Annotated in this window: 10 protein-coding genes; 3 read left to right on the top strand and 7 right to left on the bottom strand. The window is 72.4% G+C overall.

Translation table 11 applies throughout. The features are described 5' to 3' along the window. Positions 1-4: 4 nt before the first annotated feature. On the bottom strand, positions 5-1,843 hold the full coding sequence (locus ACFV6D_RS28155) for a phosphatidylglycerol lysyltransferase domain-containing protein (RefSeq protein ID WP_363376732.1): 1,839 nt from the start codon (positions 1,841-1,843) through the stop codon (positions 5-7). A 376-nt stretch (positions 1,844-2,219) separates the two neighbouring features. On the opposite strand from ACFV6D_RS28155, the gene ACFV6D_RS28150 reads away from it, so the two are divergent. Beyond that, positions 2,220-3,374: an esterase family protein gene (locus ACFV6D_RS28150; protein WP_063348249.1), complete on the top strand. Its 1,155-nt coding sequence runs from the start codon at positions 2,220-2,222 to the stop codon at positions 3,372-3,374. A 62-nt stretch (positions 3,375-3,436) separates the two neighbouring features. Here ACFV6D_RS28150 and folE read toward each other — a convergent pair whose 3' ends face one another. The 6 genes from folE to dacB all read right to left on the bottom strand — a co-directional run bounded on the left by folE (position 3,437) and on the right by dacB (position 11,394). Continuing rightward, on the bottom strand, positions 3,437-4,042 hold the full coding sequence (gene folE / locus ACFV6D_RS28145; RefSeq protein WP_063348250.1) for a GTP cyclohydrolase I FolE: 606 nt from the start codon (positions 4,040-4,042) through the stop codon (positions 3,437-3,439). Positions 4,043-4,146: 104 nt separating this feature from the next. Further along, positions 4,147-6,201, bottom strand: coding sequence for an ATP-dependent zinc metalloprotease FtsH (ftsH, locus tag ACFV6D_RS28140; RefSeq protein WP_380561552.1), 2,055 nt, complete (start codon positions 6,199-6,201; stop codon positions 4,147-4,149). Positions 6,202-6,429: 228 nt separating this feature from the next. After that, positions 6,430-6,984 (bottom strand): hypoxanthine phosphoribosyltransferase, encoded by a 555-nt coding sequence (gene hpt, locus ACFV6D_RS28135; RefSeq protein ID WP_063348252.1) that lies wholly within the window; start codon positions 6,982-6,984, stop codon positions 6,430-6,432. Positions 6,985-7,054: 70 nt separating this feature from the next. Further along, the gene (gene tilS / locus ACFV6D_RS28130) at positions 7,055-8,182 is read right to left on the bottom strand and encodes a tRNA lysidine(34) synthetase TilS (RefSeq protein ID WP_363376734.1); all 1,128 of its coding nucleotides are present in this window, start codon (positions 8,180-8,182) and stop codon (positions 7,055-7,057) included. 279 nt (positions 8,183-8,461) lie between these two features. Further along, positions 8,462-9,637 carry a zinc-dependent metalloprotease gene (locus ACFV6D_RS28125; protein WP_380561550.1) on the bottom strand — a complete coding sequence of 392 codons (1,176 nt, stop codon included), beginning with the start codon at positions 9,635-9,637 and terminating at the stop codon, positions 8,462-8,464. Between the two features lie 98 nt (positions 9,638-9,735). Next, entirely contained in the window at positions 9,736-11,394 is a 1,659-nt protein-coding gene (gene dacB / locus ACFV6D_RS28120) for a D-alanyl-D-alanine carboxypeptidase/D-alanyl-D-alanine-endopeptidase (protein ID WP_380561548.1), read from the bottom strand. A 76-nt stretch (positions 11,395-11,470) separates the two neighbouring features. Between dacB and ACFV6D_RS28115 the strand changes: the two genes are divergently transcribed. Together ACFV6D_RS28115 and ACFV6D_RS28110 are read left to right on the top strand one after the other, a co-directional pair. Further along, the gene (locus ACFV6D_RS28115; RefSeq protein WP_063348256.1) at positions 11,471-11,962 is read left to right on the top strand and encodes an inorganic diphosphatase; all 492 of its coding nucleotides are present in this window, start codon (positions 11,471-11,473) and stop codon (positions 11,960-11,962) included. Between the two features lie 215 nt (positions 11,963-12,177). Next, positions 12,178-12,846, top strand: a complete 669-nt coding sequence (locus ACFV6D_RS28110) for a heme oxygenase (biliverdin-producing) (RefSeq protein WP_063348257.1) — start codon at positions 12,178-12,180, stop codon at positions 12,844-12,846. Positions 12,847-13,001 lie beyond the last annotated feature (155 nt).

The following is a 13,001-nucleotide window of genomic DNA, read 5'->3' as shown; positions in this document are numbered from 1 at the left end:
TGCCTCAGGCGGCCTCGGTGACGTCGCGGGCGCCCGGGGTGGGCATCAGGCCCTCCCGCTGGCGCCGCCGGCCGAAGCGCGGCATGCCGAGGGTGATGAAGGCCTCGGCCTGCATCGCGGCGAAGCCGATCCGCGGCAGGTCCCGGGTGTTCGGGAAGACCAGGAAGCGCGGTTCCCACTCGGGCTGGAACTTGGCGTTGAACTTGTACAGCGATTCGATCTGGAACCAGCGCGAGAGGAACACCAGCAGTCCGCGCCAGGCCCGCAGCACCGGGCCGGCGCCGATCCGCTCGCCGCGGGCCAGCGCCGAGCGGAACATCGCGAAGTTGAGCGACACCCGGCGCACGCCCATCGCGGGCACGGCCTGGAGGGCGGCGACGATCAGCAGCTCGTTCAGGCCCGGGTCGGCCGCGCGGTCGCGGCGCATCAGCTCCAGCGAGATGCCGTCCGGCCCCCAGGGCACGAAGTGCAGCACGGCCTTCAGGTCGTCGCCGCTCTCGCCCTCCTCCGGGGCCTTGTGGGCGGTGACCACCACGCAGTCGTCGTCCAGCGGGTCGCCGAAGCGCCCGAGGGCCATCGAGAAGCCGCGCTCGGTGTCGGTGCCGCGCCAGCGGGCGGCGGCGTCGGCGATCCGGTGCTTCTCCTCCGGGCTGAGGTCGCGGACCCGGCGCACCTGGCAGGAGTAGCCGTTGCGCTCGATCCGCTTGACCATCTGGCGGACGTTGCGCATGGCCCGGCCGGCGAGCGAGAAGGTGGCGGTGTCGACGATCGCCTCGTCGCCCAGCTCCAGCGCGTCCAGGTCCGCCTCGCGGGTCCAGACCTCGCCGCCGACCTCGCTGCAGCCCATCACGGCCGGCACCCAGGCGTGCTCGCGGGCCTCGGCCATGAACACCTTGATCGCGCCCGGCCAGGCCTCGACGTCGCCGACCGGGTCGCCGGAGGCGAGCATCACGCCGGAGACCACCCGGTAGGAGATCGCGGCCTTGCCGGTGGGCGAGAACAGCACGCTCTTGTCGCGGCGCAGCGCGAAGTAGCCGAGCGAGTCGCGCTCGCCGTGCCGGGTGAGCAGCTCGCGGACCTTCTCCTCGTCCTCCGGGGTCAGCTCCGGCTTGGGCTTGCCCGGGCGCAGCGCCAGGTAGGCGGTGGTGAAGGCGGTCAGCAGGCCCAGCCCGCCGAGCAGGTAGGCGACCAGGTCGGACATCCGGACGTTGTTGTACCGGATCGGCCCCTCGAAGCCGAACAGCCCGTACACGACGTGCTGGAGGCGCTCGGGCAGGGCCGGGTAGCCGATCTCGTACTTGGTCCGGGTGCTCACGATCAGCAGGCCGAGCAGCACGCTGACGGCGCCCATCACGATCAGGTTGACCAGCGCCCGCCAGCGGGTGCGCGGGTCGGCCTTGGCGTAGAACTCGCGCTGGTGCACCAGCATCACCACGAAGACCGCCAGCGAGACCACGGCCGGGCCGACCTGGTGCCAGCGCACGATGTGCAGCGCGGCGCCGACCGGCAGCAGCACGCACACCGCCCGCCAGGCCCGCCGCTTGCGCCGGCGCAGCGCGTGCGCGAGCAGCACCAGCAGCAGGCCGACCATCATCGTCCCGACCGCGGCCAGCGAGGTGGTGCCGCCGGGCAGCTGCCCGGTGAAGGTGTGCATCTTGGAGTGCCGGAGCTTGGGGAACACCGCGCTGGCGATGTCGACCAGGCCGATCAGCAGACAGGCGTACCCGACCGCGCGGGGCAGCCAGGCCCTCGGAACGGCCGCCGCCTGGGTGCGAAGCGTCTGCAGGCCGCGTCGACGACGCGGCTGCTCGGGGCTCGGCTCAACGGACACGGGAACGCTCATGGAAGCTCAGCGTAGAGGCTGCGGGACGCCGTCCGGTCACTCCGGGGGAGCACGTGTGATGGACCTTCAATGCCTTTTCCTTCATCAGGCAATGCGCATACCAAGGATCCGGAAACGGTCGGTAAACCGGTGCCGTGGGCGCGCTGCGGTGGAGCCGGGGACGGAGCCGAAGCCCTGCCGCCGCGTGGCGCGGCAGGGTCCTCCGGTACGCCGTACGTACGGTGGACGCCGCATTCTAGGGCGCCGGTTGCCTGCGGCTCCCCCCGCCCTCCCAGCTCGCCCGGGCATCCGGACAGCCTAGTCGCGGTGGCCGGAGCTGACGGGCCGCCAGACGATGAGGCGTGCACCGACAGTGTCCCATCGGAAGGCCGACTGCATGGAACTGACCAGCGACGCACTGGTGAACTCGCTGCTCGCACTCGGCGCCGCGGCTCTCGTCACCACCCTGTGGCTCTGGCCGCGGCTGGCGCGCCAGCGCCCGCTGCCCGTCCTCGGCCGGATCGGCCTGCTGACCGTCACTCAAGTCGCGGTCGTGGCCGTGCTGGCGCTGGCGGTGAACAACTCCTTCGGGTTCTACACCTCGTGGGACGACCTGCTCAGCCCCGGCAGCACCAAGCTCGCGCTGACCAGCAACGAGAACCACAAGGGCGGCACCTCGGCCTCGGACACGCCGGTCCAGCCGACCACCGAGGGCGGTCTGGAGACCGTCACCGACCTGCCCAAGGGCCCGCCCGAGGAGACCGGCAAGGTCGAATCGGTCCGGGTCACCGGCAAGGAGACCGGGCTGTCCGACCAGCTGTTCGTCTACCTGCCGCCCGAGTACTTCGACCCGAAGTTCGCCCTGGTCCGCTTCCCCGTCCTGGTCGCCATCTCCGGCTTCCCCGGCACCACGCTCAACCTGATCAAGGAGCTGCCCGTCCTGCGCACCGCGGGCGAGCTGCAGAAGTCCGGCAAGATGCCGCCGACCATCGTGGTCATGGCCCGCCCGACGGTCGCCCCACCGCGTGACACCGAGTGCGTGGACGTCCCCGGCGGCCCGCGCGCCGAGACCTGGTTCACCAAGGACCTGCCGGAGGCGCTCCGCACCGCCTACCGGACCGGCCGCTCGGCCGCCTCCTGGTCCGTCTTCGGCTACTCGACCGGGGGCAGCTGCGCGCTGCGGCTGGCGATGCGCTTCCCGAACGTCTACGGCAGCGGGGTGGGCCTGCACAGCGAGTACAAGGTCAAGGAGGACCAGTTCACCGGCGGCGACCTGTTCGCCGGCGACGCCGCCCTGGCGCAGCAGAGCGACCTCGACTGGCGGCTGACGAACCTCCCGGCCCCCGCCCTCTCGCTGCTGGTGGTCTCCTCCCGCAAGGAGGGCGACTTCGCGCAGACCCTCCAGTTCGTCGGCCACGCCCAGCAGGTCGCCGCGGCCAACCCGCAGTTCAAGGTCGACTCGCTCTACCTGGACGACGGCGGCCACAACTTCGACAGCTGGACCCGTGAGCTGCCGTCCTCGCTGGAGTGGATCGGCGAGCGGCTCGGCTGACGCGGGCGGGTGGCGCGGGCAGGCGACGGCCGGCCGGTCCGAGGGACCGGCCGGCCGTTGCGCTATCGGCCGATGATGAGGCTCATCGCCTCGGCCCGGGTCGCCGGGTCGCGCAGCTGGCCGCGGACGCACGAGGTGATGGTCTTGGCGCCGGGCTTGCGGATGCCGCGCATCGACATGCACATGTGCTCGCACTCGACCACGACGATCGCCCCGCGCGGCTCCAGGATCCGCATCAGCGCGTCGGCCACCTGGCTGGTCAGCCGCTCCTGCACCTGGGGGCGGCGGGCGTAGACGTCGACCAGCCGGGCCAGCTTGGACAGGCCGGTGATCTTGCCGCTGGCGGACGGGATGTACCCGACGTGCGCCACGCCGCGGAACGGCACCAGGTGGTGCTCGCAGACGGACGTCAGCTCGATGTCCTTCACGAGCACCATCTCGTCGTGCCCGAGGTCGAAGGTGGTGGTGAGGACGTCCTCGGGCTCCTGCCAGAGGCCCGCGAATATCTCCTTGTAGGCGCGCGCGACCCGGGCCGGGGTCTCCAGCAGCCCCTCGCGGTCCGGGTCCTCACCCACGGCGAGCAACAGCTCGCGGATGGCGTTCTCGGCCCGCTTCTGGTCGAAGGTCCCGACGGTGGGTGGACCGTCGAGCGTCACCGGGTCGATCATGCGGGCCTCGCTTACTTGGGACGACTTTGCTGAACAGCACGGATGCCGCGTCTCCAGGGTACAAACCCCGGTGACGCGGCATCCATTCCGTACGGTGCGCGGGATCAGCCCTCGGCGGGCGGCTCCGTGCTCGGCAGCGGCGGGAGCTTCACGATGTCCACCGGGGCGGTGTCGATCGCGGCGGCGCCGTTGGTGAGCGCCAGCTCCTTCGGGGACTGCACCGGAGGCCGGGTGGACGGCGTGCGACGGGACGAGCCCGTCCAGGCCGGCCGGGCCGGGCGCCGGACGATCGTGGCGAAGATCTCCGCGATCTGCTCCTTGTTCAGGGTCTCCTTCTCCAGGAGCTCCAGAACCAGGTTGTCGAGCACGTCGCGGTTCTCGACCAGGATCTCCCAGGCCTCGTTGTGCGCGTTCTCGATGAGCTTCTTGACCTCTTCGTCCACCAGCCCGGCGACCTCTTCCGAGTAGTCGCGCTGGTGGCCCATCTCACGGCCCAGGAACGGCTCCGCGTTGTCCGAGCCGAACTTGATGGCGCCGAGCCGCTCGGTCATGCCGTACTGGGTCACCATGGCCCGGGCGGTGGCGGTGGCCTTCTCGATGTCGTTCGACGCACCGGTGGTCGGGTCGTGGAAGACCAGCTCCTCCGCCGCGCGCCCGCCCAGCATGTAGGCCAGCTGGTCGAGCATCTCGTTGCGGGTGGTGGAGTACTTGTCCTCGTCCGGCAGCACCATGGTGTAGCCGAGGGCCCGGCCGCGCGAGAGGATCGTGATCTTGTGCACCGGGTCGCTGTTGGGGCACGCCGCCGCCACCAGGGCGTGGCCGCCCTCGTGGTACGCGGTGATCTTCTTCTCCCGCTCGGACATGATCCGAGTGCGCTTCTGCGGACCGGCCACGACGCGGTCGATCGCCTCGTCCAGGATGCCGTTGTCGATCAGCTTCTTGTCCGAACGGGCCGTCAGCAGAGCGGCCTCGTTGAGGACGTTCGACAGGTCCGCGCCGGTGAAGCCGGGGGTGCGCTTGGCGACGGCCGAGAGGTCGACGTCGGGCGCGATCGGCTTGCCCTTCTGGTGCACCTTGAGGATGTCCAGCCGGCCCTGGAGGTCGGGGCGCTCGACCGAGATCTGACGGTCGAAGCGGCCCGGGCGCAGCAGCGCCGGGTCCAGGATGTCGGGGCGGTTGGTGGCCGCGATCAGGATCACGCCACCCTTGACGTCGAAGCCGTCCATCTCGACCAGCAGCTGGTTGAGGGTCTGCTCGCGCTCGTCGTGACCGCCGCCCAGACCCGCACCGCGGTGCCGGCCGACGGCGTCGATCTCGTCGACGAAGACGATCGCCGGGGCGTTCGCCTTGGCCTGCTCGAAGAGGTCGCGGACGCGGCTGGCGCCGACACCCACGAACATCTCGACGAAGTCCGAGCCGGAGATCGAGTAGAACGGCACCCCGGCCTCGCCCGCGACGGCACGCGCCAGCAGGGTCTTGCCGGTACCGGGCGGGCCGTAGAGCAGCACACCCTTGGGGATCTTGGCGCCGACGGCCTGGAACTTGGCCGGCTCCTGGAGGAACTCCTTGATCTCGTGGAGCTCCTCGACCGCCTCGTCGGCGCCCGCGACGTCCGCGAAGGTCGTCTTCGGGGTGTCCTTGGTGAGCAGCTTGGCCTTGGACTTGCCGAACTGCATGACCCGGGAGCCGCCGCCCTGCATCTGATTCATCAGGAACAGGAAGACCAGGACGATGATGACGATCGGGAGCATCGACAGCAGCAGGCTGACGAAGGTGCTCTGCTTCTCGGGGCTGATGGTGTAGCCCTCGGCGAGCGTGCTCTGGTCGTTGTCGTTGATCTGGGCCTGGAGCTTGTCGGCGATCGCAACACCCTGGTCGCCGATGTACGAGGCCTGGAACTTGCTGCCGGACGGCGTCTTGCCGGTACCGGCGTTGGACAGCGTGGCGCCGTCCTTCAGCTGGATCTTGATCGTGTTCGAGTCACCAGTGGTGATCTGCGCCGACTTGACCTGCTTGGCGTCGATCGCCGCGACGACCTGACCGGTGTCCACCGTCTTGTAGCCGTTCGAATCCGAAACGACCTGCATCAAGACGATGACGGCGAGGACGGCCAGCACGATCCACATGATCGGCGCACGGAAGTATCGCTTGACGTCCATCCATGCGGGGCGTTGCCGCCCCGTCCCTCCTGCCACTCAGCGGCGCCGCGGGCTGGGTGCCGCCGGCGCATCCTGGTCGGTGCTCATGTGAAGAGCGGTTTTAATGGACCGTACCGCAGTCACACCCGCGCATGGCGGGAGCGCAGCGACACGGCCGTCGTTCTTGGTCCCCCCGGTCCAACGGGCGGGAACCGGCTCCTGTTCCCATCCGTAGCCCGAACGGAGTCCTCAGCCCCCGTAGACGTGCGGGGCGAGCGTCCCGATGAAGGGCAGGTTACGCAGCTTCTCCGCGTAGTCCAGGCCGTAGCCGACCACGAACTCGTTCGGAATGTCGAAACCGACGTACTTCACGTCGATCTCGACCTTGGCCGCGTCCGGCTTGCGCAGCAGGGCGCAGACCTCCAGCGAGGCCGGGCCGCGCGAGCTCAGGTTGCCCAGCAGCCAGGACAGGGTCAGACCGGAGTCGATGATGTCCTCGACGATCAGGACGTCCCGGCCGGCGATGTCGGTGTCCAGGTCCTTCAGGATGCGGACCACGCCGGAGGACTTGGTGCCCATGCCGTAGGAGGACACCGCCATCCAGTCCATGGTGACCTGCGAGTGCAGGGCCCGGGCGAGGTCGGCCATGACCATCACAGCCCCCTTGAGGACGCCGACGATCAGCAGGTCCTTGCCTGCGTAGTCCCGGTCGATGCGCTCGGCCAGCTCCAGGAGCTTGGCGTCGATCTCGTCCTTGCTGATGAGCACCTTCGCGAGGTCAGCGCCCATGTCGTTCTGGTCCACCGGGGATACGTCCTCAAACGTTCGGGGTCTGTGTGGCCGGCGGCCGACTACCCCGGGACATGCCCGTCCGTCAGTCGCCCTGCCGCCGAAAGACCAGCGTGCCACACCTGCGGGTGGCCTCGACGCCCCCGGGTAGGTGCAGCGGCCCCTGGCCGCGCCATCCGGTGACCAGCAGGTCGATCGTCTCCAGGTGCCGTGCGAACAGGTCCCCGGCCGGGCAGCCCGCCCGCAGCGCGGCCCGGCGCAGCACCCGGCGGCGGACCGCGGGCGGGAGTTCGGCGAGTTTCACGGCGTCCAGGGCGCCCTCACCCGTCCGGAGGTCGCGTTCGGCCAGGGAGGCCCACTGGTCGAGGGCGTCCGCGTCGTCGCGGAACAGCCGGGCGGTGCGGGCCAGCGCCTCGACCACCCCGCCGCCCAGGTGCTTCTCCAGCACCGGCAGCACCTCGTGCCGGACCCGGGAGCGGGTGTAGGCGGGATCACAGTTGTGCGGGTCGTCCCAGACCGGGATCGCCTGGGCGGAACAGGCCTGCCGGGTGGCCGCCCGGTCCAGCTCCAGCAGCGGGCGGCGGTAGCGGCCCTTCTGCGCCGGCATCCCGGCCAGCGAGCGGGAGCCCGAACCACGCGCCAGGCCCAGCAGCACCGTCTCGGCCTGGTCGTCCCGGGTGTGGCCGAGCAGCACTGCGACCGCGCCGAGCCGTTCGGCGGCCGCGTCCAGGGCCGCGTAGCGGGCGTCCCGGGCGGCGGCCTCCGGGCCGCCGGACCGGCCGACGCGCACCGGGATCGCCTCGACCGGGTCCAGGCCGAGCGAGCGCAGCCGTTCGGCCACCTGGGCGGCCCGGTCGGCGGAGCCGGGCTGCAGGCCGTGGTCCACGGTGACGGCGCCGACCCGCAGGCCGATCTTGGGGGCTTCGAAGGCGGCGGCGATGGCCAGCGCCATCGAGTCGGCGCCGCCGCTGACGGCGACCAGCACCAGCGGGGAGCCGGGGGCCGCTGGGGTCCGGGGCAGTCCGGACGGGTGCCGGGCGGCGTTGCCGATCAGGGTGGTGCCGACGGCGGCGCCCACCAGGGGCGCCCCGGCCGGGCGCTCGCGGGGCTCGCGCACGGGCGCGGTGAAGGTGGTACCGGCCTCGGCGGCGAGGTCGGTGAGCGTGCGGCGGACGGCCAGGCGTATCGCTGCGACTGCGGGGTGTGGACCCACGGCGGACGACTCCTCGACGGAGGGGACAGGACGGCGGCTCGCGCGGCTGGGCCGCGCAGCTTCATGAGCGCCCTGTTACCGGGCGCTCACAGATGGTGGCAGAAAGGAGCACCCCGCTACGCCACCCGCGCCACCGGTACGACCACCGTCCCACGTTCGGGTGAATGGAGAAACGTATCTTCACCCTCCGGCTGCCCGATTGGACCACTCGTACGAGCGGGTTTGACCACCACCGACCACCGCGCGGCGCTTGGGGTCCGAGCCCCGTCCGCGCCCGCCTCAGCGGGCGACGCGGGCGACCCAGGCGGCCGGATCGTGGATCTCCTCCTTGGTCGGCAGCGTGTTCGGGGAGGTCCAGACCCGGTTGAAGCCCTCCATGCCGACCTGCTCCACCACCCCGCGCACGAACACCGCGCCGTCCTGGTACTGGCGCAGCTTGGCGTCCATGCCGAGCAGCCGGCGCAACAGCAGGTCGAGCCGGTTCGCCCCGCGGTCCCGGCGCTGCTGGAACTTCTCCCGGATCTCCGCCACCGTCGGCACCACCGCCGGGCCGACCCCGTCCATCACCACGTCCGCGTGGCCCTCCAGCAGCGACATCACCGCCGTCAGCCGGCCCAGGATCTCGCGCTGCGCCGGCGACTGGACGACCTCCATCAGCCCCGCCGACGGCACGCCCTCCCGGCCCCCGACACCCGGCAGCCCACCGCCGAGCGAACCCGCCGCGTCCCGCAGCCGGTCCAGCAGGGCGCCCGGATCCACGTCCGTCTCCGCCAGGAAGGACTGCACCTCGGACTGGATGTGGTCGCGCAGCCACGGCACCGCGGTGAACTGCGTCCGGTGCGTCTCCTCGTGCAGGCAGACCCAGAGCCGGAAGTCGGACGGGTCGACGTCCAGCTCCCGCTCGACGTGCACGATGTTCGGCGCCACCAGCAGCAGCCGGCCCGGCCCCGGGCCCTCCGGCCCCAGCCGCGGCTTGTCGAACAGCGCCGCCGGGCTGTCCGGGGCCTCCAGCGAAGGCTCCGCCGGGGCGAAGGTCTCGTACTGGCCGAGCACCTTCCCGGCCAGGAATGCCAGCAGCGCGCCCACCTCGATGCCGGTGGCCTTCTCCCCCACCGCGCCGAACACCCCCGCCGTCGGGCTGCTCGCCCGGCGCGCCTGGAGCTTCTCCACCAGCGGCTGGACCACCGTGCGGAAGCCGGCCACGTTCGCCCGCACCCAGCCCGGGCGGTCCACCACCAGGACCGGCGTCGCGGTGGCCGCCGTCAGACTGCTCGACCGCATCCCCGTGAACGCCCGGACGTGCTCCTCGGCCTCCAGCGCGTGCCGGCGCAGTTCGGCGACCACGGCCGCCGCCTCCGCCCGACTCACCTCCGGCCCCGGCCGCACCAACCTGGTCGCGGTTGCGACCGCGAGATTCCAGTCGACCATGCCAGCACCGCCACTCGCGCTCGTCATGCCCTCACCGTACGTGCTCCCACCCACCAGCGGCAGCCACCCGCGACGAACACCCTCACCCCGCCCCCGGCGGGGCCCGGGGCGGGGGCGCGGGCGGGTCAGCGGCAGCCGCAGGTGGCGAGGCGGGCGGCGATGCGGTCCATGGCGGCGCGGGCGGTGTCGGCGGGGGCCGTGGTGCGGGTCATGACGGCGAAGGCCAGAAGGCGGCCGTCGGCGTCGACGACGGTGCCGGCGAGGGTGTTGACGCCGCTGAGGGTGCCGGTCTTGGCGCGGATCAGGCCGGCCGCGGCGGCGGCGCCCGAACCGCTCCCGTAGCGCTTGCCGAGGGTGCCGGTGAAGCCGGCGATGGGCAGGCCGGTGAGGACCGGGCGCAGGGCCGGGTGCTGGTCGGAGGCGGCCAGGGCGAGGAGTTGGACGAGGACGGCCGGCGGGACGGCGTTGCCCGGGTGCAGTCCGCTGCCGTCGTTCAGGGACACGCCCGTCATCGGCACGCCGAGCTTGGCGAGTTCCCGGGTGACGGCGGTGGCGGCGCCCTCGAAGCTGGCCGGCTGGCCTGCGGCGAGGGCCGCCTGACGGGCCATCGCCTCGGCGAGCTGGTTGTCGGAGGTGGTGAGCATGCGCTCGACCAGCCGGGCGACGGTCGGCGAGTCCACCCGGCCGAGGACGGTGGCGGCGGGGGTGGCCGGGGCGGCGGCGGGCTTGGCCGTGCCGTCGACGGTGACGCCCTGGGCCTTGAGCAGGGCGGCGAAGCTCTCGGCGGCCTTCCCGGCCGGGTCGGCGACCCGGGCCGGCGCCTCGTCGCGGCTCTTGGGGTCCACCCTGCCCTCGTCGGCCATCAGCGGGACGACCAGGGCGATGTTCTGCGCGTCGTGGTTCTTGTGCTGCGGATTGCCCGCGTACATCGACAGGTCGTAGTCGAGCTTGACGGTGGTGGTGCCGGCGGCCTTGAGGGCGGCGGCGGTCTGCCGGGCCAGGGCGTCGAGCGAGGCGGGGGCGGTGTCGGCATCGGCCGCCTGACCACCGATCTGGACCTGGTCGGCGGGCAGCGCGGTGAGCGTCGGGTCGCCGCCGCCGACCAGGGTGATCGTGCCGGGGTCCGCGCCCCGGACCACCCGGGTGGTCAGCCGGGTGTCGCCGGGGGTCAGCGACAGGGCCGCGATCGCGGTGGCCAGTTTGGTGGTGGAGGCGGGGGTGCCCGGGGTGTTCTCGCCGGAGCCGTACAGGAGTTGGCCGCCGGCGGCGTCCGCGACGGCGAAGGTGACGGTGCCGAGGCTCTTGTCGGCGACGGCGGCGGCGAGCGCCTGCTGGAGGCCCTGGGCGGTGGGTGCGGCGGCGGAGCCGCCGGCCTCGACGGTGGCCAGGACGGCGCCGGGGGCGGGGGCGGGGGCGGGGCGGGCGCCGCCACCCGGGGCGGGGGTGGAGCCGGTGGGGCCCGTGGAGCCGGTGCCGGTGGGCGTGGAGCCGGCGGCGGTGCCGGGGGCGGTGGGCTGTTCGGCCGGGCGGGTGGCCGGGGTGTCGCCCGGTCCGGGCTTGCCGTCGCCCCTCCCCCGACCGCCCTTCCCACCGTCGCGGCCGTCCCGGCCGTCGCCCCGGCCGTCGCCCTCGCCGTGCTCGGTGCTGTGGCCGCCGGGGCCCGGGGAGGGCTGCGCGTACGCTCCGCCCGAGGTCAGGACCGTCCCGGCGACCAGCAGGGCCGCTCCGAACAGTCCGGCGGCCGTCCCCCTGCGGCGGCGCGCCGCCCCGACCCCTGTTCCCACCGACCGGCCCCTTTCCCGAGCACTCACTCCCGTAGGAGACACTTGGATTCTGTCAGTCCCTACCTTGGAGGAACCGTTGGAATTCGACGTCCTTATCGAAATCCCGAAGGGCTCTCGTAACAAGTACGAGGTCGACCACGAGAGCGGCCGGCTGCGGCTCGACCGGATGCTCTTCACCTCGACCCGCTACCCGGCCGACTACGGCTACGTGGAGGGCACGCTCGGCGAGGACGGCGACCCGCTGGACGCGCTGGTGATCCTGGACGAGCCGACCTTCCCGGGTTGCCTCATCAAGTGCCGCGCCATCGGCATGTTCCAGATGACCGACGAGGCCGGCGGCGACGACAAGCTGCTGTGCGTTCCGGCCACCGACCCGCGCTGGGAGCACCTGCGGGACATCCACCACGTGTCGGAGTTCGACCGTCTGGAGATCCAGCACTTCTTCGAGGTCTACAAGGACCTGGAGCCCGGCAAGTCCGTCGAGGGCGCCAACTGGGTCGGCCGCGCCGAGGCCGAGGCCGAGGTCACCGCTTCGATCAAGCGTCTGGCGGAGCAGGGCGGTCACTGAGCCGTCGTTCCGATCTCGTTCGATCAGATCGTTCTGAGCAGTTCGAGGTAGGTCGGGGCAGCCGGAGGCCGGGGTTCGCGGATTCGTCCGCGGGCCCCGGCCTTCGCCGTGTCCGGGGCCGGGCGCGGCCGTCTTGCCGACAGCCTGTCGCCACGACGGCTTGTTAGGTTAGGCTAACCAAAACAGTCGGGGCCGAATCCGATCCTGGAGGCCGCATGCCCACGCCCGAGCCCGTCCCGTTCTCCACCGCGCTCCGCACCGCCAGCAGCGAGGAGCACGAGGCTGCGGAACAGTCCTCGTTCATGAGCCACCTGCTGGGCGGACGGCTCGGCATCGAGGCCTACGCCGACCTCACCGGCCAGCTCTGGTACGTCTACCGGGCCCTGGAGAGCCGCGCCGGACACCTGGCGGAGCACCCGCTCGCCGGGCCCTTCATCGACCGGGCGCTGCTGCGCACCGCCGCCATCGAGCGCGACCTGGCGCACCTGCGCGGGCCGGACTGGCAGGACGGCCTGGCGCCGCTGCCCGCCACCGCCGCGTACGTCGCGCGGGTGGAGGAACTGGCCGAGACGTGGCCGGCCGGGTACATCGCGCACCACTACACCCGCTACCTGGGCGACCTGTCCGGCGGTCAGATCATCCGCGGCATCGCCGAGAAGACCTGGGGCTTCGAGCGCAAGGGCGACGGCGTGCGGTTCTACGTCTTCGAGGAGGTCGACAACCCGGCCGCCTTCAAGCGCGACTACCGGGCCCGACTGGACGCGGCCGGGCTGGCGATGGACGAGGTGGAGCGGCGCCGGGTGGTCGAGGAGTGCAAGCGGGCCTTCGTGCTCAACGGCGCGGTCTTCCGGGACCTGGACGCGCGCTACCCGCTGAGCGCCTGAACGTTTCCCCGTAGGGCGCACCCACCCGGGTGCGCCAACGGACCGGCCCCCGGGGGGGGGGTGTGGGCGGGGGCCGGGGGCGGCCCCCGGGGGGGGGGGGGGGCGGCCGCCCCCCCGGGGGGGCGCCCCCCCGCGGGGGCGGCGCCCCCCCCCCC

The sequence above is a fragment of the Kitasatospora sp. NPDC059812 genome (assembly GCF_042732075.1).
In the GTDB taxonomy this organism is placed as follows: Bacteria; Actinomycetota; Actinomycetes; order Streptomycetales; family Streptomycetaceae; genus Kitasatospora.
The sequence above is the reverse complement of the archived record's forward strand: the minus strand, read 5'-3'. Positions and strand labels throughout refer to the sequence as shown.

Excerpts from the sequence above, each read along its gene's own strand:
- ACFV6D_RS28155 (WP_363376732.1), bottom strand. The coding sequence starts at position 1,843 with ATGAGCGTTCCCGTGTCCGTTGAGCCGAGCCCCGAGCAGCCGCGTCGT.
- ACFV6D_RS28150 (WP_063348249.1), top strand. The coding sequence starts at position 2,220 with ATGGAACTGACCAGCGACGCACTGGTGAACTCGCTGCTCGCACTCGGC.
- folE (WP_063348250.1), bottom strand. The coding sequence starts at position 4,042 with ATGATCGACCCGGTGACGCTCGACGGTCCACCCACCGTCGGGACCTTC.
- ftsH (WP_380561552.1), bottom strand. The coding sequence starts at position 6,201 with ATGGACGTCAAGCGATACTTCCGTGCGCCGATCATGTGGATCGTGCTG.
- ACFV6D_RS28125 (WP_380561550.1), bottom strand. The coding sequence starts at position 9,637 with ATGACGAGCGCGAGTGGCGGTGCTGGCATGGTCGACTGGAATCTCGCG.
- ACFV6D_RS28110 (WP_063348257.1), top strand. The coding sequence starts at position 12,178 with ATGCCCACGCCCGAGCCCGTCCCGTTCTCCACCGCGCTCCGCACCGCC.